We start from the raw sequence: 26518 nt of genomic DNA, 5'->3' as shown, positions 1-26518 counted from the left end.
CGACCCTAGCACACTATGATAATAGCCTATTGTTTAATTGACTGAAATAAAAGGTTTAAGTAATGACTTCTCATCTTGAGGAAAAATATCAAGCAAGCTGGCAAGAGCGTCAAACGTTCGCAGAAAATATGCAACCCATTATTGGACAGCTGTATCGCAACAAGGGCATTGAAATTTCAGTGTACGGACGTCAGTTATTAAACGCGTCTCCTATTGATATTATTAAAGCGCATAAGTCTGTTGCTCTACATGAAGAGAGTAAATTACGTTTACGTGAAAGCTTCCCTTTTATTGAAGCAATTAATAAAATGGACTTAGCACCAGCTCGCATCGATTTAGGTAAGCTTGCTTATAACTATTTATACCTTGGTAAAGCCAATGATCTATCCATTGAACAATATTTAGATAAAGAACTTACGGTAGAAAGCCGCGAAAATTCAGATCAAAAAAGCCAAGACGTAGTCCTTTATGGTTTTGGTCGTATTGGTCGTCTTTTAGCACGTCTATTAATCGAACGTGCCGGCCCAAATGCGAAGTTAAACCTTCGCGCTATCGTTTTACGTCCAAGTAAAGGCGGCGATGATCTAGAAAAACGTGCAAGTTTACTACGTCGTGATTCAGTTCATGGTGCTTTTAATGGCAGCATTACTATCGATAAAGAAAATAACGTAATTAAAGCCAACGGTGCTTTTATCAAAGTTATTTATGCAAAATCTCCAGCAGAAGTTGATTACACTGAATATGGTATCAATAACGCTTTAGTTGTTGATAACACAGGTATCTGGACTGATGAAGATGGTTTAGGCCAACATCTTAAATCTAAAGGTGTTGCTAAAGTCTTACTAACAGCCCCAGCTAAAGGCGATATCAAAAACATCGTTTATGGTGTTAACCACGATATGATTTTAGCTTCAGATAAAATGATCTCTGCGGCTAGTTGTACGACTAACGCCATTACACCAGTATTAAAAGCGATTAACGATGAATACGGTATTCGCAATGGTCATGTGGAAACTATCCATTCATATACAAATGATCAAAACCTAATTGATAATTACCATCCAGCGCCTCGTCGTGGTCGTAGTGCACCATTAAATATGGTTATCAGTACTACGGGTGCAGCAAAAGCAGTTGCTAAAGCATTACCTGAGCTTAAAGGTTTATTAACAGGCAACGCAATTCGTGTTCCTACGCCAAATGTTTCAATGGCTATCATGAACTTGAACCTTAAAAAATCAACTGATAAAGAAGCGTTAAATGATTATTTACGTAATATGTCATTAAACTCACCTTTACAAAATCAAATTGATTACACAGCATCTAGCGAAATCGTTTCTAGCGATTTAGTTGGTTCACGTTATGCCGGTGTTGTTGATTCACAAGCAACAATTGTTGATGGTGATCGTGCAGTATTATACGTTTGGTATGACAATGAATTTGGTTATAGCTGTCAAGTTGTGCAAGTGATGCTTGAAATGTCTGGAATTACGGTTCCGTCATTACCGCTAAAATAATAACTAGCGAAAGCTAAGTTAATAAAAAGGCGCATATTATTAATATAATATGCGCCTTTTTTTATCATCAAAACTCGTTTTAGTACTTATTCAACAATTAGTGCTTAAGTAATTAATGGGTTTGCCGATATAGATATATTGATAACTAACATATTGAGAGTAGGGCTATGTCTATCAGCTTAAATCAAAATACTTCTGTTGCAGCACAATCAACATCGGGTGCTGAATTACTTACTGCTGCTCTGGCTAAAAACAACCAAGTAGCGGAAGGAAAAATGGCGTTACAGCTCATTCAATCGGCAAGTATAAATAGTGTTCAAGCACCTACGGGTAACAGTGGCTTTAACGTGAATATTAAAGTATAAAAATTAACTTGTTGTATATTTTGTATTTAAGACAATATTACCAGTCTTAAATACAACGAGCAGGTTTTGGTAAACCCGCATATTTTGTCGCTTGCTTAGCGGGACCTTCAGGAAACAACTTATACAAATAACGACTGCTAGCCTTAGCTTCGCCAAACTCAGCTTTCATCGCTTTGGTTAATGCCCTGATAGCAGGAGAGGTGTTATAGGTGAGGTAAAACTGTCTGACAAAATCAATCACTTCCCAATGGGCATCTGTCAGCACAAAATCATCATGCTCTGCCATAACAAGCGCTAAGTCTTTCTGCCATAAAAGATGGTCAAGTAAATAACCTTGCTTATCTGTTGGAATAATTTTGTTTTGAAAAGTTAGTGCTATTGCCATGTGATCACTTTTTTATGGGTAAAGGTTAATTCAACAACATCGCTAATTTCAATAGCCTTGACCGCAGTTATGATTTCAATAGCTCTCGCTTGGGCATGACTGACAACTACATTGATATTAACTGAGCCATCAACTCGTTTGATTAAGCTATCCATCAACGGATGTTTAAGGTTATAGCAACCATCGTCCATTAATACTACAGAGTCTTGATGATCTAGCACGCTTAAACACTGGGCAAAGTCATTACTAGCAAAAGCCGATTGCCGAACTAAATGTAAAGTACTCATGTTTGTTTCCTTAAATAAAAATAAATATAAAGCCTTAAAACTCTAAAACCTTAGCACATGCTGATGACGGTTAAGTGCTGCGCTAAACTCAATGCTAGATAATACTTTTACCTCATCAATATGAAAATTTTCATCAAGTTGACGATTGCTTAATGATTGCTGACAAACATAAATATCTTCAATATCATAAAATTCAAAAGCCGAAAATGTTTTTAAATAATCTTTAATAGCAAGTAAGCTGCCATCTTGATCAGCAATTAACTGATAAACGCCATCACCTTGAAAAAAAAGCGAAACCTTTTGCTCAAATGAGCCAAATATTAATGCAATATCCAGGGCATCTTTCCCATGGGTGCTACTAAAAGGCGCTTTACTGTTAATAATGGCTAGGCCATTTGCTTGTGCGGATGAAGAGCTTTGTTGTTCTATTGAGATCATTAAAACTGTACCAAGCGTGAAGCTTTTGTTGTTAGTTCAACTAACTCACCTAAACCTGAGACAGTGAAAGCGTTATTTATTTTGTCATTGTCTATCGCATCACAAGCTATACCACGCTTTTCTGCAGCGGTAATGCAAATATGCAGGGGTAACTGATATTGCTGCTGTAGTCGTTGCCAGTGCGCAATAGCTTGGTATTCATCACTAGCAATACTAATGTCTTCATTGGCATGCATCACGCCATCTTGGTAAAAGAACACACCAATAACATTAATGCCAGCCACTAATGCCGCCTCGACATAAGTTAACGCGGTAATTGTTAAGTGGCTATAAGGGGGAGTAGTTATTACTACAGCAAGAGTTTTCACAACACATCCAAACTATAAATAGATAGAAACGGCAATATAAGGGTAAAGAAGAGTAAAAAAAACCCCGCAATTGCGAGGCTCTTTGTTTGTAAAAGAGTATAAATGATTATAACTCTTTTTAAGACAAGTTTTTTAGTGTTAACTAATCATCGTTGCCTAATACACCTAATAACATAAGTAAGTGTACAAAAATGTTATAGATACTTAAGTATAATGAAATAGTTGCGCGAATATAGTTACGTTCGCCACCATTAATAATACGGCTAGTATCAAATAAGATTAAGCCAGACATAATCATAATGATTGCTGCACTGATAGCTAAAGAAAGCGCTGGAATTTGAAAGAAGATATTAGCAACCATTGCTACTAACGCCACAATCATACCTACCATTAAGAAGCCGCCCATAAATGAGAAGTCTTTTTTACTGGTTAGTGCATAACCTGAAAGTGCAAAAAATATTAATGCTGTGCCGCCAAGAGCTTGCATAATTAACGCGCCGCCACCAGGCATTGCCGCGTAAGCACTTAACATTGGCCCTAAAGAAGCGCCCATTAAACCGGTAAAAGCAAAAATCCAATAGATGCCGCTGGCTGAATCAGCTTTTTTGTTAACAACAAACATTAAACCAAAAGCCACTAACGTCATAACAAGCGCAGCACCGGATGGTAGGTTCATTGCCATTGAAATGCCTGCTGTTACGGCACTAAACGCTAGTGTCATAGATAACAACATGTAAGTATTTTTCAATACTTTATTAATTTCTATCGCCGAACTGTGGCTCGCCGTTTGAAAACCCATATTAGATTGCATAAAACTTCCTTAAGAATTTAATTCTAGTTATATAGATAAGGTCATTTTAGATAAGTTCAAGTTTTTACTCTTATTTAACTGAATAACTGACTTACACTAACTTAATTCCTTATGACATATTATGGCATGGTGATTTTTAAAATACTACGCTTTGCTTTGTTTAAAAGTGGCAATATTATGTTTTATTTTGTAACAAGGGATAATGCCATTTACCAATTCATTGTTTAACCTGCTAACCCAGAGGTAAGCTAGTTAACATTGCCGCCACTTTAGACCTAGAGCTTGGTAACTGTCTATAATCTCTTGTTTTCTTGTACAGTCATTACTATGGTCATTAATCAACCCCGAGGCTTATAGTGGGTAATCATTATTAAATGGTCTAAACAACTGCTTTTCTAAAACATTTATTTAAATGGTCGTTTATCAATCCTGTTGCTTGTAGGTGCGAATACAGGGTAGTTGAACCAAGAAACTTAAACCCACGCTTCTTCATGTCCTTAGCTAATTGGTCACTGATAGGTGAAGTAGCAACGTAGTCTTCGATTGAATTAACACTGTTTACAATGGTTTTATTATCAACGTAAGACCAGATGAACTTACAAAAGCTACCGTATTGATTCTGTATTTCAATAAACCGTTTAGCGTTGTTGATAGCTGCTTCTATCTTAAGTCGGTTACGGATTATTGAGGCATCTAGCATTAAACGTTCTACATCATCACTAGTGAACTTGGATACCTTGGTCACATCAAAGTTAGCAAATAAATTACGATAACCGTCACGCTTCTTAAGTATTGTGTACCAACTTAAACCTGCTTGTGCAGATTCTAATACAAGGAATTCAAACATTACTTTATCATCGTGAACAGGTACACCCCATTCATCATCGTGATAAGCAACGTAGTCAGGTTTAGTAGTATCTAGCCAAGGGCAGCGTTCACACATTGTTATTTACCTTTTCTGGCTAGTCGATTGATAGCACTGCTTAACTCAGCATCATCTTTCAATGCAGAATCTAATCTTTCTGAGAATTGAAACAAAACCAATTTAATGTCGTGAGCATTCTCTAAGCATTCTTCGTCAGTATGGTTGTGAAGACCTTCACTTAACGCTTGGTAGAGAAGTTTCAGTGGGTCATAACCACTTATTTTTAAACCATCTGGTAAAGCAGTTTTAATCTTGTCTACAGCTTTGGTGAATTGAGTCTCAGCTTTAGCATCTGTTAATTCTTGGATTAAGACTTCGTTACCAGTAGTTAGGTTTAATACCTTGATAATCTCATCAAAGATTTTGTCTTTTTGTGAATCTATCACTCTGCGGTAGTAAGAGAATGCACCAATTCCCATACCTTGGTTTTCACTAATTGAACCTTTGAAGAACAGATTTCTTTCCTTGCCAATAAGCTTAGATGCTTTTTTAGGGATAGCCTTACCGTGGCGTGGTTGTTGACCTACTTTTTGTATTTTGAAGATAGTGTTATTGTCTGCATCTCCACTCACTGAGGGGGTAATCTCAAGGTAAAACTCATAACTCTTTTGTTCACAATTGCAGCATCTATAAGCTAATCTGTGTATTGCTGTGTTTGCTAGTATTAGGTGCTGTTCTGAAGTGGTTAGAATCTCGAAGTAAGTATAGTTATTACAGCCATCAGAGCCACAGTATAGGCTCGGCTTTAATGTGCCTGACACTCTAGTGGTTTTGAATGGTGCTGGCGTGTACCCTGCAGGGGTAAAGCTTGATGTCTGTTGCTTTACAGTGTCGTCACAAAGAAAACCTGAAACCTCAACAGGTGTGTATAAAGGTACATCATCTAACAACTGGTTAAAGGTAACTTGACTCATGGGTAATCCTACTTAGTAAATACTATTAGCTGTACGCTATCACATTACTTTCTAACTTGGGGGGTAATCTTTCAGTAAACAAGGTGTTAGTTGCTCTTTGTCAAAGCCTTATTTTCTAATTACTCAGGTTGGCTTCTATTTAAATAGACCCCATCATCCATACAGGAAAATCCCTGCGCAAGGGTAATGGTACTTAGTCCGTATAAGGTATTTGTCTAACTTTCCGTAGCATTTTTGAAATCCAATTAACCTTTACCTTGAATGATGTGTCCATTATAACCACGCCCTTAGAATACATCTGTATCAGTTACAAAACTGTACATTATACTCGTAGAGTGGACTTAAAATGAACTGTATACTTTGGGTCATTGATTAGTGGACAGTTAGGCAGGTAAGAATGAAGTGCATTTATGCAAGAACATCAACAGAAGAACAGAACGTAGAGCAACAGGTAGCTGAGCTTAAAAAGCACTATGGCGATACTGACATGGTGTTCACTGATAAGCGTAGTGGTAAGGACATGGATAGACCAGCCTTTAATAGTATGGTTGATAACTTGAAATCTGGTGATACTGTTATCTGTTATGACATTTCACGTTTAGGCCGTAAGGTTCAGCATGTATTAGACTTTGCAGACTACTGTAAGGACAATGGCATTAAGTTATTCATTCATGCTTTAGGTGGTGTAGATGTTACCAGTAGTTCAGGTAAGATGATTTTGACTACCTTAGCTGGCGTAGCTGAAATGATGCGTGTTGAAATGCTTGAAAAGCAGAGGATTGGTATTGCTACTGCTAAAGCTGATGGTAAGTATACTGGTCGTAAACAGTCACCTGAAACAGTTAGAAAGTTTAAGGAAGTGAATGAGCTTATAGAGGCTGGTAAGTCTGCTAGTCGTGCTTTGGAATTGATTGGCTTAAGTCGTGGTCAGTTCTACAAGATGAAAAAAGCAGGTTCATAGAATTCATCTGGGGATTTTTTGGAAAGTGCTATTAGCTTAGTGCTTTTCTTGTATGGCATGTAAAGTAAAACATCATTCAACTATAGTAAAGCACAGTAAAACGCAATCCACCTTGGTCACTATTAAATCAAAGTTCTTTGTTTATAAGGGGTGTGGCTGGCTATCGTCTAGAAAAGAGGTGTTTGTAAAACGCAGTTTAAGTAAATACAACTAAACGCGGGATAACCATGACAAGTCGATTAGTCCAGCTATACCCCCGTACCATAAGTGATTGAATTTAATTGGTAATGCTATCTGTGTGGGGTATAAGCGATCTCATGGGGTAGTCGCTTAGGTTGATAACCAGTAACCGTCCTTGGTAAGTGATTTTGGTGAAGGTGGTAGAGTCTTCTGTCACTAGCTGGTTATCCATTTAGTTAGGGGGTTGTGGTGGTAAGGTTACACTGAAAATGTAAAAGTCAGGTTTTTGTACCACCTTAAGTCCAATGTGAATAAGACCTGTAGAGGGATAGTTACCATTATTTGACAATAGTAACCTCTTTTACAAACACTTTTTCAGAACTCGTCACTCTCGACAAACTTACTGTTTTTATGGAGCCTGTCAGGGTTAAAGCTAGTCCAAGCATTTACTATAAAAGTATAAAGCCGTTGACCTATAGCAGCACTCTCAAAAGTATTGATTAATGTGTCACGTAACAGTCCACTTGATTCCAAGTCCAGCAACGCTTCTTTACTAAAGTTCTTGTCACGCATGGTCACATAGTTAAACCTATCGTCATTGGTGGATAAGAAGTAATAAAGTGATAACTGTTTATCGCAAAACTCTTTTACTTTATGGTGCGTAGACCACAACCTAACCTCATCACATTCGTCTGGTGATAGTGTTGCTGGTGCTTTAGTGTGTATGGTGTTCATTGTAGAGGCTCCTTTTAAGATTCTATTAAAAATGGTGTCACTGTCATCATCCTGAAAGACTTCTATACCTAATCTGGTAGCTTCCATTATTGCGATAGTGATTAAAGTGTACTCCTGCTCAGTTATACTGAATGAAGTAGCTATTGGTTTTTTGTTCACAGGTAGTAAGTTGTGTTCCTGTTGAAACTTCAAGACCTCTGCACCATACCGAGTAATAAGCATTTTCTTAGCTTGCTTGATGGTTAGGGTAGAGTTGGATTTCACATAATAGCCAGTGTTGAATACAGTATTCTTGAACTGATTATTTAATGTGGATGGTGCTATCACTAGGTTTCTAGTGGTCAGTTCGCCTACGCACCCTACAGAACCTTTTAACGGGTATAGGTGGCAAAGGTGAAGCGATAACTTAGAAGCCCATTCATCACTAATGTGACAGTAAGAGCTTTGGCTATAGCGTCTTCTGGCTTTCCATAGTAGGTAGAGTTCACTTAACGAGGAATGAGTAACACCGCTAGACATAACTTTGAAGGTACCACTTTGACTAATGCGGTGAACCAGCCACTTTCCAAAAGATGATTTGGGGAAGTTGGTTATCAACGTATTCTTTCGTGTGGTATCACGACAAGCAGGACATTCGGTGAACTTGCTAGAAGAGGTTTTGAAGTTTACATGGCATACACAGCAAACGACCGTATTAAGTATACGAGCCATAAGTTATGGTTTACCTTTTACATTATTATAGTTTGGTTACTGGAAAGCAGGACACTTGCAACAACACAGGGATGGAAGTAATAAATCCGTTAGGCGCTTTAATAAATCACTTAACATAGCTTATCACATAAGTCAATAAAAAGATAGTGGATTTAATCTATCAATAAGGCGTTATCAATCGGTTTTACTTATGAGTTAGACAGGGTAGTAATAACATTTAACCAGTATTACAAGACTATGTTCAAGGTATTATGTGGTTAAGGTGATGTTATTTATGGTTTTTATTTGTTGTTTTTTTGCGTGAAAGTGCCATTCTATAAGGGGTTAGTGAGATTCGGTGTAGTATTTGGCTATTTATTTTATGAATAAGGGTGAAAGGAAGGTCACGGTTTAGGTTTTAACACTTGTTTCACCAGCTAAATAAGCTGGATAACATCCCTGTAAAGCATTCTAGCGTCAGAGTTAGTAAGATTTACAGCCAAGTACAATAGTTCAGTGAATGATTTATTAATCGTGTCTTGTAAGCCGATACACCATTCTTCTTAAAGCCTTTTAGTACTTCATACTTGTATTGAACATCATCAAAGTTAACAGCTAATGTGCCATCTTTATGGCTAGTTATTTCATAATTACATTTAATCAGTGTTGAACTAAGTAGTGCTTCATCGTTTAGGAGTTCTTGTTCACCAGTGGTTATAAAGTCAGGGGCTAGGGTGGTTTCTACGGTTAATGTGTGGCGTTGTTTAATCTGCTTTTCAAGTTCACTTTCAATGTCTGTCAAGCGCTTCTGTAGACGTTGTGACGGTGTTTCAATAAGAATGTCCAGCACTTTGTTAACCTTGGCTTCAAGGGCTGTTATAAGACCATCTAGAGCCTGTAATTCACTATCATTATCTGTCTGTTGCTGGCGTTCAAGTAATAGATACTTCCAGTTATCACTACACTGTTCATGTATGTATTCAAAGACCTTGTAAGCAATGCTACGGCTATTATCACAAGACTCCTTCCTTCGCGTTCTTTTGTTACATCTGCTGTTGGTGTAGCCACGTTTAAAGTCTGTGGCAAAGGTCAGATTAGTACCACATTCACATTTAGCAATACCGCTAAAGAATAATGCCCTTGGTGTCACTACTGGGGTAAATGAACGTTTCTTAAGTTCTTCTTGGACTTGGTAGAATAAAGTAGGTGAAATAGCTTTTGGAAACACTTCTGCTTCATTCCATAAGCCTATAACCATTTCATTAGCTAAAGTTTTTTTAACTGTTTTAGCGGTGATAGCAGGTAACAAACCAGATTCATCAAAGCGTAATCGTTCAGCGATACGGGTTTGACCTAAACCGCTTAAGTAATCTGTGAACATTTGCTCTAGTAGTGGTTGGCATTCGGGTTTAAGTTCACCAGCTTTATCTAGCCAGAATGGAAAGCCGAAAATAGGGCGTATACCATGTTCCTTGGCGTTCTTCTTCTTGATGTTCCAGCTTGCTTTGATACGTTTAGATAGCTTTTCACTGTAGTCATGGGCTTGCTGTATTTTACCAGAAAAGGTGTATAGAGCACCACCATTAAGGGCGTGTACATTATAGGTCATACCGTCTTCTAGTGTGACTATGCTTATACCAGCATTTATAATGCCTGTTAAGATGTGAATCATTTGTGATGTGTCAGTTCTACCCAGTCTATCTATAGCTTCGACTAGTAACACCGTACCAACTGGATAAACGTCGGCTTTAACGGCTTCAAGGAATAAACCCAAGTCACCATTCAACTGTTTACCGTGATAAGCGCTTAAAGCCAAATCTTGATAAGACTGTGAGTGTAGTTTTAGGTGTGGGTTTGCTATCAGGTGGTCGTTTAAAAGTTCTTGCTGGCGTTCAATGGACGAACCATGCTGTTGCTTGCTGGAGCTAAATCTAAGGTAAGATACTGCTAATGTAATTTAATGGAATGCTGCTTGTAGGGCTTATGGAGCCTAGTGTACCACCATTATACAATGTGGGTCTATAGCCTTGAAGGTGAGCATAGATAGTGGTTGAACCGACAAATTTGAAGCCCCGTTTTTTTAAATCCTTACTTAATTAATCTGAAATAGGGGAGGTAGCAGGATAATCACTAAGCTGATTTAGATTACTGACCTGTACCTTGTTATCAACAAATGCCCAAATATACTTTATAAAGCTACCAAACTCCTTTTGTATGGCAATAAAACACTTCGCATTATTAACGGTTGCGGCAATTTTACCTTTGTGACGAATAATACTAGCGTCGAGTACCAAGCGTTCTTCATCAGCAGAAGTATATTGAGCGACCTTATCAACATCAAAGTTTGCAAAGGCTTTTCTATAGCCATCACGTCGCTTTAAAATGGTATACCAACTTAACCCTGCTTGAGCGGATTCAAGTACTAGGTATTCGAACATCTTATTATCTTCAAGAACAGGCACGCCCCATTCTTCATCATGGTATTTAACATAGTCTAATTTCGTGGTGTCTAACCAAGGACAACGGCAGGTATGTTCAACTGTCATTAGGTAAATCCTTCTTTATATTATTTAAAGTGCTGAAAAACAAAGCAAACTGGCTATTATTTAGTAAACTAAGCAAAAAGAAGCGTAAATATTAAAATAGTGCTTTACAACTTATTAGAGAGACTTTAGTATTCGCCTCGTTCTCAAGCAAGCATTGTTTTAACCGCTTATTTGTTAACTTCAGGTGAGATGGCTGAGTGGTCGAAAGCACCGGTCTTGAAAACCGGCAAGGGTTTGTAGCCCTTCTAGAGTTCAAATCTCTATCTCACCGCCACATTCAGAAAAGGCGCTAATCGAAAGGTTAGCGCCTTTTTGCATTTAAAACGGTTAAAAATCGGCAAAGCGTTTGTAGCGCAATACCTAGGACGTAGAGTTCAAGTCTCTATTTCACCGCCACATTCAGAAAAGCCCGTTAGTCGAAAGATTAACGGGCTTTTTGTTTTATGGTATATGAAATAGGCAAAGGGTTTGTAGCGTCACACCTACAGTAGAGTTCAAACCTATATTTCACCGCCACATTTAGAAAAGGCGCTAATCGAAAGATTAGCGCCTTTTTGCATTTCGAACATTTACAACCGTCAAAGGTTTGTAGCGCAATACCTACGATAGAGTTCAAATCTCTATTTCACAGCCACATATAAAAAAGGCATTAATCAAAAGATTAGCGCAATCTTTATTTGTTCGTTATGAAAGTGTGGTGATGGCTAATAATTTGTATTATCAGTTGTTCAATCACAAACTTTCACTAATAGCCATCAATCTATATCAAATGAATAATAGAGATCACTCGATTGTTCAATGCCACTGACGATTTCTAACCATAATCGATTAAGTAAAAATAACCTTACCGTTAATTCATTAATAGGCTCATAGACGCCAATACCATATTTCAAATAGACTCGATTACCAATATAACCACTAATGGTTGCTTGTGTAGAGTCGCCTTCGCCTTCAGTGTCTACAGCAATATTATTAATGAGCGGTATCCTCTCTAGTTGATCAAATAAGCCTACGCTATTGGTTACGCCAAAACCAATCAGCATACTTGCGGCTGCGGAGCTACTGCCGCCGCCAGAATCTAAGCCTCGCCCTCGAGCTAAATAAGATAACATTTCAGGCGATTCCATCGTTGGTGTAGAGAATAGTTGCATGTCTAAATTTTCAGCTAAACCTGTTATTTGCAGTCCAACTTCAATATCTTCCGCTTTAATATGTCTACTTGCGCGCAAATTAAAATAAGGATTAGTGAGCGGGCCGTTAAAGGTTAATTCCCCTTTATCGATAGTTAGCTTTTGTCCATAGGCTTGGTAAGTACCATTTTCTGATTGAATAATACCAAAAAGTTGTAGCGGCTGTTTTTGCTGCTGAGTTACCTGTAATTGGCCAAATAAATTACTTTCTAAACCTTGTCCTGAGACGATAAATTCTTTGGCGATATTGATACTGACATCAGTTTTGATCGCTAAGCTAGACTTTTCCTTAAATACCTCTTTACCTTGAACATCAATAATAATGACATCATCACTCAGATCGACACTGCCTTGTGGCAGTTTTTCAATATTATAACTCCCCGCTAGCACATTGAGCATGCCAGTAATTGTCAGTGTTTTTTCTTCCAAGGAAAAATTTAACCTTGGTGATATTTTCATTACTAACTGTGGCGGAAATACTAGCGGTAGTTGTTTGGCGTAAAGGTCGATATCCATGGTGAGATCATCTTGCCATGCCAGCTGACCATTAAGCATTGCCTTGTTATCTTTTATCGAAAAACCGCCGATGATTTTTGCCTGATTATTCTCTATTTGCAGCTCAGCGTTAATATGTTCAAGTTTATTGGGGTTTTGGCTTAATAATAACTCGCCATTATCGAGTGTTAAACTACCGTTTATTAATGGCGTTTTTACCGTACCCTTAACGGTTAACAGGGCGCTTACTAGGCCTTGTAAGTTAACGACGTTACTTATTAATCCTTGAAAGGGTTGTAAATTAAATTGATTCAGTTCTATTTGAACATCAATAGGAAAGTCATCAATAAAGTTAACTTTTGAGTTGATGTTAATAAGCGCTTGTTCTTGTGAGTCATGTAGCTGAAGTTTACAGGTTAATTGCCCTTCGTTTATGTTGAAGGTAAATTCCCCATGGCGCCATTCGCTAACTTGTTGTTCATTGTACTCATCAATTACTTTTACATTACCTGATGACAAAGAAAATTTTGCCTGGGCCGATATTGCTTGAGTAGGTGACCATTGTGCTTGTATCTCACCTGAAATCCTACTCTGTAGTTGCACATCTTTGGGTAAAACCACTGCATCAAATAGCGATAAATCCATGTTTAACCCGAGTGTTATATTACCGGATTGACCAATAATGGCATCGTTAGGCAAACAGATATCAAGACCAGTGCCTTGCCAGCAATGTTTACTTATGAATAATTGCTGTTTATCGACATTAAAATTCAATGAAAAAGCGTTATTATTACGCCAAGTTTCTTGCTGATAAGTTAAAGCTGTCTCTTCAATAGTACTTTGCCATTGATTCAGCGCTTCATGCCATTGACTGGTGAATTTCAACTTGCCAGCAAGGTCGCCTTGCCAATCAAGTTGTAATTTCTGCTGATTAATGTCACCCGAAACATTAAGAATAATATTTTGCATACTCAACTCGTCACTTTTATTGGTGATGTCTAGCTGTGCATTTTTTAAGGTTAACTGGACTTTGTGATTGTTAAAGGGCTGATAACTAGCTGTTACCTCAAGAGATGGGCTATAAAATTTCTGCCATTGCAGGTTATTCAATTTACTATTAAGTGTTATGACTGGGTCTTCTTTACTGCCTTTAATGGTAAAGTCACTGGTGAAAGAGCCATTTACCTCTTTATACCAATGAGCCATGTCAGCAATAAATAATTGACCGTTAACATGCCAGTTATCACCATTGAATGTTTGTAGGGTTAATTGGTCCTGATCAAAAATAACTAACAGTTTGCCTTGCGCTAAATCACCGGATGAAAAGTAGCCTGATTGATTTAAAGCGATGTCACCTTGAATAATGAGCGCTGAATCATTGATGGTGCCAGAGACATCTGTATCGTTTACCGAGAGCGACCATTGTGATGCAGACCAAGAGCCAGTACTGGCAATTTTCCCTGAAAGTCGACCGTTGATAACGTTCGGTAATATATCTTCAATAAAGTGGGTTTGGCTTGCGGTGTTAATGTCAGAGTTTTTTTCAGCGATGGTGCTGATATTAGTGCTGTTATTGTTGATGTTAGTCTCTTCAGGAAATACTAAAGCCTTAAGATCAATTTTTGGCAAAGTAAAACCGGTGGAATTCGCCGATAATTGCCAACTTGTTAACTTCGACTGAAAATTAATATTGCCATGTACTGATATTTGGCTATCAGAGCCTTGTTCGTTAAAGGCTAACTCTTTAAGTGTAATTAAACCTTGTTGATGTTTAGCTGATAAGTGCAATTTTGCATTTTTATAGCCGTAACTATTAAGCTGACTCGTTAAATTAATCGTTTGTTCAACTAAATCACCTACCACTTTTAAATACAGTGATGAAGGTTTGCCATATTGTGCTAAAGATAAGGGCAGGGGCAATTTATCGGCAGATAACTGTAGCTTAAATGGGAGCTGCGGGTGCGTTAAGTTGATTTGCCCTTGACTGGTTAAAATAACGCTGCCTTTACTGGCAATATTTACACTTAAGTTATCAAAAGCGCCTTGCAGTGATAGCTCAATAATTGAGTCAGACGCTTGTGGCCAATGTGATATCTTATCTAGTTGGGCAACCAACTTTGCCTTAATTTTATAAGGCGGTATGAGCTCAGTCTTTAGTGTTGACTGCTTTATTTCAAAGTCTGTAGTTGTAGTTTTAAAGTCCGTGATATTAACGTCACGTTTAACCCAAGTACCGCTAAGGTGGCTCTGTTGATAAGGCCATTGCATATCACTTTTGAGGATACTACTTCGTGTGTTGTTGTTGTTGTTGTTGTTGTTGTTGTTGTACAGTGTTTGATGATCGATTATGCGTAACTTATCAATGAACAATTGTTGAATATTTAACGATATGGGTAAATGGACTTTTGGTAGTGTACTAAAAGCAGCATATATTGAATTTGTGCTAGCTTTTCCATTATTATTTAGTTGACTGTTTTTGCTCTTGCTCTTTTCCGCGCTAATGCTTTTACTGTTGCTATTTTTGTCGAGCACTATGGTTAATTTGTCGGCATTTGGCTGCAAGATAGTAAATTGACTTGCCTTAATGTCTACTTGCGCGGTGAACTGCTCAATATCTATTACTGTTTGGTTAATGACTAAATGGCTGTTGTTAAAGGCAACGGCTTTCGCCTCAATAGCAAAGGGCATAACAAACAGGCTATCATGATTTATAGCAGCAGGGTTTACTGTAGCTTTGTCTTCCGAATTTTCCTCTTTGTTTTCGTTGAGATAAGTAAATGAAAAACGGGCCACTTGTAATGATTCAATACACAGTTTTTTCTGCCAACTACAAGAAAAATCAATCTTGGCGGCTAAGTCTGTCACCTTAAGGTCTAAGGTTGCTAAGTTAAGATGAAAAGAGTTAAGTTCAATATCTCTTATTAATGAGCCAGCCTTGTAATCAGCATTAAAGCCGTCAATGTTGTTCAGTAAGCTAATGGTTAATTGGCTACCGATGGGCGTGGTCAGTAAAACAGTGAATAAACAAAAGAGTAAGGTTAGCCACTTCATCACTTTATAAGTAAACTTATAAGTGATCTTATAAGTTCTATTTCGCCAGGTCATAGTTCGGCGCCAATGCTGATATGCAGTCGCCAACCATTATCTTTATTATCATGGTCATTAATGCCGTAGGCAACATCAACCTTTATCGCGCCTACCGGTGAAATATAGTGCAAACCTGTACCAAAAGAGTAAACCGGCTCAAACTCACCTTTATTGGCAGCACTACCACCGTCAGAAAATAAGGCGACACGCCATTTGTTGTTCAAGTAATATTGATACTCTATGCTCGCTACCATTAGCCGAGTACTGCCGATAACAATAGGTTCACCTTGCTCTGGATCAGATGATGACGGAATCGTTGACCCGATAGATTGATAAGCAAAACCCCTAATACTCTGATCGCCACCCGCATAAAAACGCAAAGAAGGTGCTAAATCTACATCCCTATCAACATAAATTGCGCCAAATTCGGCGCGGGTAACCAGTCTGTGCTTAGCTTTCAAAGTGGTAATATAATTCCAGCGAGCATGAATCCTAAAGAAACTATTATCTGAGCCTGCTTTTAAATGAGCCCCTTCTATATTGTATGTTTGGCGAAAACCTTCACTTGGATCTAAGGGCGATCCCGAGCGTTTTGTTTTTGACCAAGTGATGCCAGGAATAAGATAACTGGCACCATCTTCAGACCAATCAATATTCGGTATATTCTCATCAAGGTCATACTGCCATACCTCTTTATGATAACGAGTATAAACTTGTCTTTGCCAGTTATTGTAACTTACTAACCTACCGATTTGAGTTGTGAAGAATTGAGTTTTCTGCTCGGCATAGTCCTCATTTTCAATGCTAATTTTAAATTGCAGCAAATCACTGACAGGATGGCTCAAAGGAATACTATAAATGAACTTTCCTGTTGGATTTATTGTCGAATATTCAAATTTAGTTTCTTGAAAGTGTCCATATTTGTTGATTAAAGGCGTACGCCAAGCAGCGGAAAGTCGAAATTCGGTATCGGTAGCATAACCAATACCAAAATCGAATTGATGACTTTTAGCTGGGGTTAGTGAAACATTAATCGGAATGGTATATTTATCATTAACTTTATCTTCAATCATCTCACCGGGCAAAGCAATTATACTGCCAAAATACTGAGTTGATTGCAGTTGATGCTGTAGTTCATGAAAAGTGCTGGTACTGTAATACTCATCTTTTTTAAAGGGGATTAAGCTTGATAATAATTCAGGCTGCAAATCGAAATCATTAAAAGTAACGTCACCAAATTGATAACGTGGTCCACTTTTATAGTGCAAGGTAATATCAGCGTATTGATATTGCTCTTTTATCGCTATTTTACTTTCGGTTAATTCACCATTGAAATAACCCCGTTGTAGGGCTAATGAAAGCAGGTCAGACTTTAACTCTTCATATTTGCCATGATGGAGGTTTTGTCCGTGCTTAATATCATGATTATTAAGTAATGCTTGAAAGGCGATATCGTTACTGGCTTCACCCTCAAGGGTAATGCGTACTTTATCTATTAAAGTTGCCGTATTTAGGCTGATGTTCAGTATAAGTTGCCATGAATCTTTATTCGTTTTTTTGCTATTAACTTTTTCTGAGGTGACATTCGTAATAATATCTGCTTGATAATAGCCAAGGGCTTGCAGTGCTTGTTGGGTGTTATCTTTGGCGCTATAAATAAAAGCAGAACGCGCTAAGTCAGTACTGGGTAGGGTGCCTAAATGAGCAAGTATATTGTTGTGAACAATTTTTGGCAGTTGGCCATTGAGTTTGACAATTAAATTATTGGCGAACACTGGCTGACTTAAAACAAAAATGATAAAGCCGCTTGTTAATATTCTAAGATTTAACATTATGCGCTAAGCCAATAATAAGTGGTTATCATAATTCTAACGTCGCGACCTATAACTAAATGATTACTAATCGATAACTAAACTATTAATTAAATTATACTTTTACTTATTATCGCACGAATACAAATATAAAAGCGACTACTGATATGTAAGTAATAGTCCTCAGTATTTCATTTTATTAGTTATGTTTTATAGGCTTATCAATTTAAAGACACTTCTCAAGTACCGAGATAACTATTGTTGTTATACCGTCTTGTCGGATAAAACGACCAATAAAAGTTATGCACACAATGTAATTACCAATTCACACATAAAATCACCTAAGGATCGAATATACTTATTTGTATCAAGCCAGCCATTTATTTACTTTTACTGTAGGAATAAAGATGAAACGAATATTTCTTTTTTTAATGACCAATATAGCTATCATGTTGGTGTTAAGTATCACCCTGAGTTTGTTAGGTGTTGATAGTATACTGGCCGAAAACGGCTCAGACTTAGATGTTCAGTCGTTAGTGATACTTTCAGGTGTCATTGGTTTTGGTGGTTCATTTATTTCACTGTTGATTTCAAAATGGATGGCAAAACGGATGACCGGTGCCGTGGTCATTAAAGAGCCGATGATTAATATTGAAAAATGGCTAATGACTACGGTTGAAAGACAAGCAAAAATAGTAGGCATAAAAATGCCCGAAGTAGCAATATTTCCCTCAGGTGAAATGAATGCCTTTGCCACGGGAGCTAGTAAAAATAATGCTCTAGTAGCTGTATCACAAGGTTTACTGGATAATATGGCTCAAGGTGAAATTGAAGCGGTACTTGGCCATGAAATGAGTCATGTTGCTAACGGCGACATGGTGACTTTGACGCTTATTCAAGGGGTGGTAAATACCTTTGTAGTGTTTTTATCACGACTTGTCGGTCATATTGTTGACCGAGTGATATTGAAAAACGACCGTGGCCACGGCATTGGCTACTTTGTTACCGTGATGATTTCACAAGTGGTGTTATCTATACTTGCTAGTACTATCGTCATGTACTTTTCAAGAAAACGTGAGTTTATCGCCGATACGGGGGGCGCTGATTTAGCTGGACATCAAAATATGATAAACGCCTTAAAACGCTTAGCTCAAAAAGAGCCTGAGGCGCTACCAGAACAGATGGCAGCATTTGGCATAAGCGAAAAAACCAAACAAGGTTTAAGGCAGTTATGGTCTTCACATCCACCTATTGAAGCGAGAATTGCAGCATTAGAAATTAGTGCTAACGCTAAAAATAAGTAGTGACTTATACTTACAATAGGGGAAGCGAAATACTCCCTTTATAGTGAATTTATTAATAAACATACGCTTTAGGGAGTAATAATGAAAACTATAATAACGGCTTCATTCCTAGGATTAACATTATTCAGCTCTGCGACTGTTTTAGCTGATGTATTGGTTTTAAAAGACGGCCAATCATTAACAGGTACTCTCGTTTCAAGAAATGCGGATAAACTTGTCTTTGAAATTGCTGGCCAACAGCTATCTTTTGATACCGATAAAGTACAAAGCATTAGCTTTGATGATATAGCCCCCGCAGTTAAACAAGATAAAATCCAAATGACTAAAGATAAAAGCACTGTTGTTATCAGTAAAGTTGGTGGCGTTGCGCCTATAGGCACTCGGATCGTTGTGAGAACCAATACCGCTATAAATAGTAAAAAGCATAAAGCCGGTCATAAGTTTACCGTACGTCTTGAAGCTGACTTAGTCAGTAATGATGTTGTCATTGCATCGCGCGGTAGTACTGTTTATGGGGTAATCACTCAAGCAAAGCAGTCAGGTCGTTTGTTAGGTAAAACCAGCTTGATGTTAACCATGACAGATATCATGCTTAATAATCAGATGAAGCCCATCCAAACTTCAGCTATTAAAGCGTTAACAGAAGGCACAGGGAAAAGCACGGTAAGTAGAACTGCGCGCTTAGCCGCAATTGGTGGCTTAGCTAATGGCTCGGATGGTGCAAAAAATATGGCTAAAGTAGGGGTAGGGGTATCATTACTTACCAGTGGTAATTCCATTAATATCCCGGCAGGCACTTTATTAGAGTTTCAGCTTACTCAGCCACTTTCTACCGTAAAGTAAAAAATAGCGGTTGTTCTTGTTGCTGTTAAATACAAACCAGGCTAGCTGTGCTGGTTTTTGAAACAACTTGATCATTAAATCCTCGAACAAACTGTTTTGTTGAGTTTATTGAACTATTTTTGCATTTAACACTTTACAAGTAGGGCGACAGTACTTAGAATGCGCCCACTTTCAAGGAATAGCAAAAATCTTTTCTTGTAAGTAACTTGGTGAGATGGCTGAGTGGTCGAAAGCACCGGTCTTGAAAACCGGCAAGGGTTTGTAGCCCTTCTAGAGTTCAAATCTCTATCTCACCGCCACATTCTAAGAAACCGCAACTTTAACGAGTCGCGGTTTTTTTTCGCCTCGAATTGTATCATAGATACAGAGCATGGGTTTGTAGCGCATTACCTACAACGTAGAGTTCAAGTCTATATCTCACCGCCACATTTAGAAAAACCCGTTAATCGAAAGATTAACGGGTTTTTTGCTTTCTGGTGTTTAAGAATACTAAAGGGTTTGTAGTGCAACACCTTTAACCGAGTTCTAACCATTACCTCTTGCCACATTTAAAAGGCGGCACAATGTGCAGCCTTTTCTCGTTTAAGGCACTTGCGAATACTTTCCGTATATATTTATGATTAAAATCAGTTTTTGAAAAATTAGTTGTAAGGTTTTGTCTCTTTAAAGACGCTATTAACCCAAGAAAGTATTGATTATTTATTGATGAATTCGTTGGTATTAAAGTTCATGCCTCAGAGTATGTTCCGAAACGTTCGTGTTTAGGTATTATTAAACTTTTTTTTGTGATTACTGAGCCAAATAAAATTAGTTAATTAGCATAATAATCGATAGGGTTAATCACTAATTGAATCTTTTTATCTTCATGTCATGATGTCACCCTTTAATTGTCCTTTATAGTTAACCTTTCTATATATCAGTCAACATTTCGGAATAACAAAACTATAAGTGTGTTTATTCTTTACAAAGTTCACTTTGTGCGATAGTTTAAAGTAATAAACAATGGCTGAATTTTAATGACAAAAAATCAAATAAGAAGTCATTAACGTTAGCTACACAAGGTAAAGGCAGTTTAATGAATTTTATGGGCATGGGTCTTTGTATGATTATCAAAGAAAACCACAGGAGATCAGAAGGTACTTTATTAACAGTTTTGTTGTTTTTGACATTAACTGTTGGCTGTAGTGATCTAAATAACTCAGAACAAAAAGGCACACCAGACAAGCCGTTAAACGTACTCTTTATCTTAACGGATGATCAAGCACCTGATACGGTTTCTGCTTTTGGCAATAACAATATAAATACCCCAAGTCTTGATAGCTTGGCTAAGCAAGGTATGCGTTTTAGTTATGTTTTTAACCAAGGAGCATGGTCCGGCGCAGTTTGTTTACCAAGCAGGCAGATGATTAATACCGGCCGTCATTTATACCGTACTGGTTTAGATGCCCGTGGCGTAAATGACGCTAGCTTTGTCGCTAAACATGCCACCTTTGGCGAAACCTTTAAAAAGTCAGGTTATGACACCTTTCAAACCGGTAAGTGGCATTTATCTATGGATGTTTGGCGTCGTAGTTTTACTCACGGTAAAGCCATTCATAAAAATGGTATGTCTCGTCACGAAAAGGGTGGTCATTGGCATGCTGAGTTTACCGACTTTGATAGCTCAAAATCGGGTGATAACGCTTTTACTGACTACAAAGGCGGTAAACATACCAGTGAAGTTGTCGCCGATGCCGCGGTTGATTTTCTTGCCAAGCGAGACGGTAGCAGTAAACCGTTTATGATGTATGTGGGTTTTCTAGCGCCACATGATCCACTACACGCCCCAGATGAATATTTAGCGCGTTATCCTGCCGATAAAATGCAATTACCGGAAAACTTCAAAAAATTCCATCCATTTGATCAAGGTGATTATTATCTTCGTGATGAAGTGTTAGCTGGTTTTCCTCGTTCACCGAAAGAAATCAAAGGCAAAATCAGTAAATATTACGCCATGATAGAGCATACTGATGCACAAATTGGCCGAATATTAAAACAACTTGAAGACTCAGGTCAGGCTGAAAATACCGTTGTTATTTATACTTCAGATCACGGATTAGCCATGGGGCGTCATGGTTTGATGGGTAAACAAAACCAGTACGACCACAGCATTCGTGCTCCCTTTATTGTTAAAGGGCCAAATATCCCCGCAGGAAAAACTGCAGCCGGCATGTTTTATTTAAACAGTGTTTATCCAACAGCGGTAGAGCTTGCTGGATTAACTATTCCAGCATCAGTTGATGCACCGAGTATTGTGCCGCTAATTAACGGTGAAAAAGAAATCGTTTATGACACGGTTTACGGTGCTTATCGTCATTTTCAACGTATGGTACGCAGTCAAGATTACAAACTTATTTACTATCCCATGATCAAACGCACGCAGTTATTTGATATGCAAGCAGACCCCTTAGAAATGCATGATTTAAGTACTCAGCCCGAGCAGGCCGAGCGTATTGAAAATATGATGGCGGAATTAGCCCGTTGGCAGAAAATAGTTGAGGATCCGCTAGATTTATCGGCACCTGAAGCCAGTTACGCGGCATTTTTACAATTAACTTGGGATTAACTTGTCATGACTTTTAACATTAACCTAGCCATGAAACCGAGCAATACTTTTACCAATACTATTATTAAAAAAGTCACCAATAAAATTACCATGCAAAAGAATGCCGCCCAAGTGATTTTAGCTAAACCGCTACAATTAGCGGCAATATTTCCACTGTTATGCCTAAGCTTATTTGCCAGCGAAGTTGCCGCCATTCAAACAGGAGAGGGGGAGATTGCCGCTAGCAAGGCTGTCGCTAAACAACCTAATATTGTCTTTATTATGTCTGACGACCATGCGGCCAATGCCATATCAAGTTATCAGGGCCGTTTATCATCGGTTTTTAAAACCCCTAACATTGATAGATTAGCAACCAATGGTGTACGTTTTAATGGTATGTACGCCAATAACTCAATTTGTACACCCAGTCGCGCGGCAATTTTAACGGGCCAATATAGTCATACAAATGGTGTTAAAACACTTGCGGACTCGTTTGACCGCAAAAAAGACAATGTTGCTAAGCAGCTACAATTGGCAGGTTATCAAACGGCCATTGTTGGTAAGTGGCATTTAAAAACTCAGCCATCAGGTTTTAATTATTACAATGTCTTGCCCAATCAGGGCGAATATTTTGCTGCCAAATTCAAAGAAAGTGGCCATAAATGGCAAAATGGTAGAAAAGGCGGAGTAGTTCATCCTGGTTATGTTACCGATGTAATTACCGATGTTAGCCTAAACTGGTTAAACAAACGTCAGCAAGATAAGCCATTTATGTTAATGATTCACCACAAAGCACCGCATGGTTTATGGCAGCCAGCTAAACGTCATGAAAACTTTTTGGCAAATGTGAAAATCCCTGAGCCAGACAGCTTATATAATCGTGGTAAACATGGCCCAACCGATGCGGTAATTATTGATGGTAAAGCGGGCCAACAGTTTGGCTCGTCGGTATCACGTCGCATGGAAGGTCGTGGCTTGGTAACACGTATGTTAGATAAAGACTGGCCAACAGGCCCGCTTGAACTTGATAGTTACGATTGGAATACTGTGGTATCTGCCGCTTATCAAAAATATTTAAAAGACTATTTACGTACCATCAAAGCGGTTGATGAGAATGTTGGTCGCGTATTAGATTATCTTGATGCTAATGGCTTAACAGAAAACACTATAGTTATTTATACTTCTGATCAAGGCATGATGTTAGGTGAGCACGATTATTATGATAAACGCTGGATTTATGAAGAGTCTATTCAAATGCCATTTTTAGTGCAATACCCTAAAAAAATGTTACCTAAAAGAAGCTATTCAGAAAAAACAACTGGAAAATCATCAGCAGGCAGAGTAAGTAATGAGCTATTTTTAAATATAGATATAGCACCAACCTTGCTTGATTTAGCCGGCGTAAACAAACCAGTCGCTATGCAGGGACAAAGCTTTAAAGCTGCCCTGGCACAGCCTGAAACTACCAACGGCAGGGATGCTATCTATTACCGTTATTGGTTACATATGGCGCACCATACTATTCCTGCGCATTATGGTATTCGTACTAAAACCCATAAATTAGCTTTCTTTTATGGTTTACCGCTTGATGCCAATGGTGCAATGCCGGCCGCTACGCCGCCATACTGGGAACTTTACGATTTAGTCAACGATCCTAAAGAGATGAATAATCTGTATCCGAATAAAGCAAGCTCGGCGATAAAAGCGCAATTGAAGCAAGCGTTGAGTCAGTTGAAAAAAGAAATTGGTGATACCGATGAACAATACCCAAGCCTTATGGCGGTTAAAGCTTTGCATTGGAATCAATAAGTAATGTTGCTATTAAATAAATTAAAAATGAATAAACTGACGGTATTTCTCATCGTTGTGCTTGGTGCGGCCTTAATTACACCGGCCATAGCGACAGAATACTTTGTTGCTATCAATGGCAGCGACGGCAATAAAGGTAGTATTGAAAAACCACTGAAAACTATTCAAGCGGCTGCAGATAAAATGAGCCCAGGCGATATTACTTTTATTCGAGCGGGTAACTACTTTGAGCAAGTTACCTTGTCCCGGGTAAAGGGCACTAAAGATAAGCCTTTCACATTTAAAGCCTATCAAGATGAAAAAATCACCCTAGATGGCACTATTGCCATTAAACAAAAATGGCAAAAACACAGTGGTAATATTTACAAAACGGCATTAAAACAGCCTATTTGGCAGTTATTTGTTGGTGATAAAAGCATGACTTCGGCGCGCTGGCCCAACGGCAATTGGTACGATGGCTCAGTTTGGGATAAAAGTAAGTCGATGATGTGGCCTGAAAAGGGCAGAGGAAAACTAGGTACATACTTCAATGAAGAATTATCGCACTTTGATTTTGATTTAACTGACGGCATCATCGTAGTTAATTCAGGCTCTTTTAAAACCTATCAAACAAAAATTACTAAACACCAAAAAGGTGATGATCACTTCTCTTATAATACCAAAGGGGTGAAATCACATTTTAGTTTTAAAAAATCAGGTGTTAGTCGTCATGGTTACTTTCTTGAAGGTAAGTTAGGGCTGCTCGACGAAGAAAATGAGTGGTTTTTTGATAACAAAACTAAGCAATTATACTTGTGGGCAGAAAATGGCGTTAATCCTGAAACGTTAAACATACGCGGTAAAGTGCAAAGTTACGCTGTTAATATCAAACATTCCAAATACATCAACTTACAGGGCATTAATTTTTTCGCCACCACCTTTAACATTAATCGCAGTAGCTTTATTAAGGTGGAAGATAGCGAGCTAATGTATCCGTCTTATTCTAAACGAATGTTAGGGGATAACTCCCCGATTGAAGTCACTAAAATGGTGGTTAAAAAGGAACATAGCCTTGCCAATAACCAATTAAAAAATTGTACAATTGCTTATACCGATGGTCCAGCCCTTGAGATGAACGGCACGGGTAATCGTGTAGAAAATTGTTATATGCATGATATTGACTATAGCTGTACCTATAAAGGCGGCTATACCTTGAATATGGTTAATGCCAAGGAATTGATTTTTCGACGTAACACCATTCATACAACCGGCTGCTCTGAGTTATTTAAAGCCGGGGTGAGAAATCGCATTGAGTTAAATGACTTATCTGATTCTGGTTATTTGCAAAATGATGGTTCAATGATCCAAGTAAGTGTTAAGCAGCAGCCAAACAGTATTGTACGTTACAACTGGGTTCATAACAGTGTTAAGCAAGGTATTCGTTTTGATAATAAAAACACCCCTAATGCACCCTATGGCAACAGTGGCAATGTATTCAATAATGTTGCTTGGAATACTGAACGTATCTATTTTAAAGGTGATAATCATTTCATCTTTAACAACTTAAGTTTTGATAATCATAAAAATGATTTAATTATCAGTAGTAATAAAGCCATTCAAGGTCACAATCACCAAACCATTACCCGCAACAATATTAGTAATAAATTCTCCGGTCATCGAACTAAACCACGTAGTAAATACTCAGTTCCTGGCATTGTGGATCATAACTGGGATGGCGTGACTTTAGGTTTAGATGTTCGATCACAATTACGCGACGTTGATAACTTAGATTTTAGGCCTAAGGCTGATTCTATGTTGGTTGATGCTGGTGCGAGGATTAAAGGCAAGACTAATTATTATCTTGGTAAGGCTCCTGATATTGGCCCTTATGAGTTTGGCGCATTAGATTACTGGATCCCTGGCTTTCAAGCCCAACAAGCTTCTAAACCCGTACCGCCGATTTCAGCGATTAAAGTAAAGCTGGACGCTGATTTAATGTGGTTAAACGCTTATAAATCGACAAAGCATCAGGTTTATTTTGGTAAAGATAAAAAGGCTGTTGAGCTAGCTAATACTCAGTCTTCACAATACCAGGGGGAGTTTAGCCATAATATTTTTACCCCGGAAAAGTTGGAAGCAGGCAAAAGCTATTATTGGCGCGTTGATGCACTTCTTGAAAGGAAAGTTGCCGGTAAAGCTAAAGGCAAAGTGCAAAATAAGATAGTTAAAGGTGATGTTTGGTCGTTTACGGTCGAGCAGTAATAAAGTAAGTCAAACAATAACAATAATTGTCAGCA

19 protein-coding genes, 2 tRNA genes and 1 pseudogene are annotated in these 26518 nt (G+C 38.1%); 10 read left to right on the top strand and 12 right to left on the bottom strand.

What is annotated here, in order from left to right; translation table 11 throughout:
* Positions 1 to 62 precede the first annotated feature (62 nt).
* Both HRT55_RS17020 and HRT55_RS17015 read left to right on the top strand, forming a co-directional pair.
* The gene (locus HRT55_RS17020; protein ID WP_291613203.1) at positions 63 to 1514 is read left to right on the top strand and encodes a glyceraldehyde-3-phosphate dehydrogenase; all 1452 of its coding nucleotides are present in this window, start codon (positions 63 to 65) and stop codon (positions 1512 to 1514) included.
* 167 nt (positions 1515 to 1681) lie between these two features.
* Entirely contained in the window at positions 1682 to 1879 is a 198-nt protein-coding gene (locus tag HRT55_RS17015) for a hypothetical protein (protein ID WP_291613205.1), read from the top strand.
* Between the two features lie 46 nt (positions 1880 to 1925).
* Here HRT55_RS17015 and HRT55_RS17010 read toward each other — a convergent pair whose 3' ends face one another.
* The 7 genes from HRT55_RS17010 to HRT55_RS16980 all read right to left on the bottom strand — a co-directional run bounded on the left by HRT55_RS17010 (position 1926) and on the right by HRT55_RS16980 (position 6007).
* The gene (locus tag HRT55_RS17010; RefSeq protein WP_291613207.1) at positions 1926 to 2264 is read right to left on the bottom strand and encodes a TusE/DsrC/DsvC family sulfur relay protein; all 339 of its coding nucleotides are present in this window, start codon (positions 2262 to 2264) and stop codon (positions 1926 to 1928) included.
* Positions 2255 to 2551, bottom strand: a complete 297-nt coding sequence (gene tusB / locus HRT55_RS17005) for a sulfurtransferase complex subunit TusB (protein ID WP_291623134.1) — start codon at positions 2549 to 2551, stop codon at positions 2255 to 2257. The genes HRT55_RS17010 and tusB overlap by 10 nt, the downstream gene beginning before the upstream one ends.
* 42 nt (positions 2552 to 2593) lie before the next feature.
* Positions 2594 to 2989, bottom strand: coding sequence for a sulfurtransferase complex subunit TusC (gene tusC / locus HRT55_RS17000; protein ID WP_291613211.1), 396 nt, complete (start codon positions 2987 to 2989; stop codon positions 2594 to 2596).
* Entirely contained in the window at positions 2989 to 3357 is a 369-nt protein-coding gene (tusD, locus tag HRT55_RS16995; RefSeq protein WP_291613213.1) for a sulfurtransferase complex subunit TusD, read from the bottom strand. The genes tusC and tusD overlap by 1 nt, the downstream gene beginning before the upstream one ends.
* A 142-nt stretch (positions 3358 to 3499) precedes the next feature.
* Complete coding sequence (locus HRT55_RS16990) at positions 3500 to 4168, bottom strand: Bax inhibitor-1/YccA family protein (protein ID WP_291613215.1); 669 nt, start codon at positions 4166 to 4168, stop codon at positions 3500 to 3502.
* A gap of 379 nt (positions 4169 to 4547) precedes the next feature.
* On the bottom strand, positions 4548 to 5111 hold the full coding sequence (locus HRT55_RS16985) for a DNA-3-methyladenine glycosylase I (protein WP_287205689.1): 564 nt from the start codon (positions 5109 to 5111) through the stop codon (positions 4548 to 4550).
* Between the two features lie 2 nt (positions 5112 to 5113).
* Positions 5114 to 6007 carry a hypothetical protein gene (locus HRT55_RS16980; protein ID WP_287205691.1) on the bottom strand — a complete coding sequence of 298 codons (894 nt, stop codon included), beginning with the start codon at positions 6005 to 6007 and terminating at the stop codon, positions 5114 to 5116.
* A gap of 397 nt (positions 6008 to 6404) precedes the next feature.
* On the opposite strand from HRT55_RS16980, the gene HRT55_RS16975 reads away from it, so the two are divergent.
* Complete coding sequence (locus HRT55_RS16975) at positions 6405 to 6968, top strand: recombinase family protein (protein ID WP_287205693.1); 564 nt, start codon at positions 6405 to 6407, stop codon at positions 6966 to 6968.
* Positions 6969 to 7523: 555 nt separating this feature from the next.
* Here the strand turns inward: HRT55_RS16975 and HRT55_RS16970 are convergent.
* From HRT55_RS16970 to HRT55_RS16960, 3 genes and pseudogenes are all read right to left on the bottom strand, one after another.
* A complete protein-coding gene (locus HRT55_RS16970) occupies positions 7524 to 8594 on the bottom strand; it encodes a hypothetical protein (RefSeq protein WP_287205694.1) in 1071 nt (356 codons plus the stop codon).
* 472 nt (positions 8595 to 9066) lie between these two features.
* Complete coding sequence (locus tag HRT55_RS16965; protein ID WP_287205696.1) at positions 9067 to 10530, bottom strand: recombinase family protein; 1464 nt, start codon at positions 10528 to 10530, stop codon at positions 9067 to 9069.
* Positions 10505 to 11119, bottom strand: a pseudogene (locus HRT55_RS16960) (DNA-3-methyladenine glycosylase I). Before HRT55_RS16960 ends, HRT55_RS16965 begins: the two are co-directional and overlap by 26 nt.
* A 183-nt stretch (positions 11120 to 11302) precedes the next feature.
* On the opposite strand from HRT55_RS16960, the gene HRT55_RS16955 reads away from it, so the two are divergent.
* Positions 11303 to 11393, top strand: a tRNA-Ser gene (locus HRT55_RS16955).
* A gap of 481 nt (positions 11394 to 11874) precedes the next feature.
* Here the strand turns inward: HRT55_RS16955 and HRT55_RS16950 are convergent.
* Positions 11875 to 15909, bottom strand: coding sequence for a translocation/assembly module TamB domain-containing protein (locus HRT55_RS16950; RefSeq protein ID WP_291623129.1), 4035 nt, complete (start codon positions 15907 to 15909; stop codon positions 11875 to 11877).
* Positions 15906 to 17723 carry an autotransporter assembly complex family protein gene (locus tag HRT55_RS16945; protein ID WP_291623127.1) on the bottom strand — a complete coding sequence of 606 codons (1818 nt, stop codon included), beginning with the start codon at positions 17721 to 17723 and terminating at the stop codon, positions 15906 to 15908. Before HRT55_RS16945 ends, HRT55_RS16950 begins: the two co-directional genes overlap by 4 nt.
* Before the next feature lie 386 nt (positions 17724 to 18109).
* On the opposite strand from HRT55_RS16945, the gene htpX reads away from it, so the two are divergent.
* The 6 genes from htpX to HRT55_RS16915 all read left to right on the top strand — a co-directional run bounded on the left by htpX (position 18110) and on the right by HRT55_RS16915 (position 26483).
* Entirely contained in the window at positions 18110 to 19006 is an 897-nt protein-coding gene (gene htpX / locus HRT55_RS16940) for a protease HtpX (protein WP_291623126.1), read from the top strand.
* Positions 19007 to 19087: 81 nt separating this feature from the next.
* Positions 19088 to 19849, top strand: a complete 762-nt coding sequence (locus HRT55_RS16935) for a hypothetical protein (protein WP_291623124.1) — start codon at positions 19088 to 19090, stop codon at positions 19847 to 19849.
* Between the two features lie 208 nt (positions 19850 to 20057).
* Positions 20058 to 20148 (top strand) — tRNA-Ser (locus tag HRT55_RS16930).
* Between the two features lie 776 nt (positions 20149 to 20924).
* Positions 20925 to 22454 carry a sulfatase-like hydrolase/transferase gene (locus HRT55_RS16925; RefSeq protein WP_291623122.1) on the top strand — a complete coding sequence of 510 codons (1530 nt, stop codon included), beginning with the start codon at positions 20925 to 20927 and terminating at the stop codon, positions 22452 to 22454.
* Between the two features lie 6 nt (positions 22455 to 22460).
* Entirely contained in the window at positions 22461 to 24242 is a 1782-nt protein-coding gene (locus tag HRT55_RS16920; protein ID WP_291623120.1) for a sulfatase, read from the top strand.
* 27 nt (positions 24243 to 24269) lie between these two features.
* Complete coding sequence (locus HRT55_RS16915) at positions 24270 to 26483, top strand: right-handed parallel beta-helix repeat-containing protein (RefSeq protein ID WP_291623117.1); 2214 nt, start codon at positions 24270 to 24272, stop codon at positions 26481 to 26483.
* Positions 26484 to 26518: the final 35 nt, after the last annotated feature.

Origin of the sequence: Colwellia sp. (genome assembly GCF_013214175.1) — a bacterium.
Taxonomy (GTDB): Bacteria; Pseudomonadota; Gammaproteobacteria; order Enterobacterales; family Alteromonadaceae; genus Colwellia.
Note: the sequence above shows the minus strand (reverse complement) of the source record. Positions and strands in the feature narration are given on the sequence as shown.

Coding starts and splice junctions, on each gene's coding strand:
- HRT55_RS17020 (WP_291613203.1), top strand. CDS start 63: ATGACTTCTCATCTTGAGGAAAAATATCAAGCAAGCTGGCAAGAGCGT.
- HRT55_RS17015 (WP_291613205.1), top strand. CDS start 1,682: ATGTCTATCAGCTTAAATCAAAATACTTCTGTTGCAGCACAATCAACA.
- HRT55_RS17010 (WP_291613207.1), bottom strand. CDS start 2,264: ATGGCAATAGCACTAACTTTTCAAAACAAAATTATTCCAACAGATAAG.
- tusB (WP_291623134.1), bottom strand. CDS start 2,551: ATGAGTACTTTACATTTAGTTCGGCAATCGGCTTTTGCTAGTAATGAC.
- tusC (WP_291613211.1), bottom strand. CDS start 2,989: ATGATCTCAATAGAACAACAAAGCTCTTCATCCGCACAAGCAAATGGC.
- HRT55_RS16990 (WP_291613215.1), bottom strand. CDS start 4,168: ATGCAATCTAATATGGGTTTTCAAACGGCGAGCCACAGTTCGGCGATA.
- HRT55_RS16985 (WP_287205689.1), bottom strand. CDS start 5,111: ATGTGTGAACGCTGCCCTTGGCTAGATACTACTAAACCTGACTACGTT.
- HRT55_RS16980 (WP_287205691.1), bottom strand. CDS start 6,007: ATGAGTCAAGTTACCTTTAACCAGTTGTTAGATGATGTACCTTTATAC.
- HRT55_RS16975 (WP_287205693.1), top strand. CDS start 6,405: ATGAAGTGCATTTATGCAAGAACATCAACAGAAGAACAGAACGTAGAG.
- HRT55_RS16970 (WP_287205694.1), bottom strand. CDS start 8,594: ATGGCTCGTATACTTAATACGGTCGTTTGCTGTGTATGCCATGTAAAC.
- HRT55_RS16950 (WP_291623129.1), bottom strand. CDS start 15,909: ATGACCTGGCGAAATAGAACTTATAAGATCACTTATAAGTTTACTTAT.
- HRT55_RS16945 (WP_291623127.1), bottom strand. CDS start 17,723: ATGTTAAATCTTAGAATATTAACAAGCGGCTTTATCATTTTTGTTTTA.
- htpX (WP_291623126.1), top strand. CDS start 18,110: ATGAAACGAATATTTCTTTTTTTAATGACCAATATAGCTATCATGTTG.
- HRT55_RS16935 (WP_291623124.1), top strand. CDS start 19,088: ATGAAAACTATAATAACGGCTTCATTCCTAGGATTAACATTATTCAGC.
- HRT55_RS16925 (WP_291623122.1), top strand. CDS start 20,925: ATGAATTTTATGGGCATGGGTCTTTGTATGATTATCAAAGAAAACCAC.
- HRT55_RS16920 (WP_291623120.1), top strand. CDS start 22,461: ATGACTTTTAACATTAACCTAGCCATGAAACCGAGCAATACTTTTACC.
- HRT55_RS16915 (WP_291623117.1), top strand. CDS start 24,270: ATGAATAAACTGACGGTATTTCTCATCGTTGTGCTTGGTGCGGCCTTA.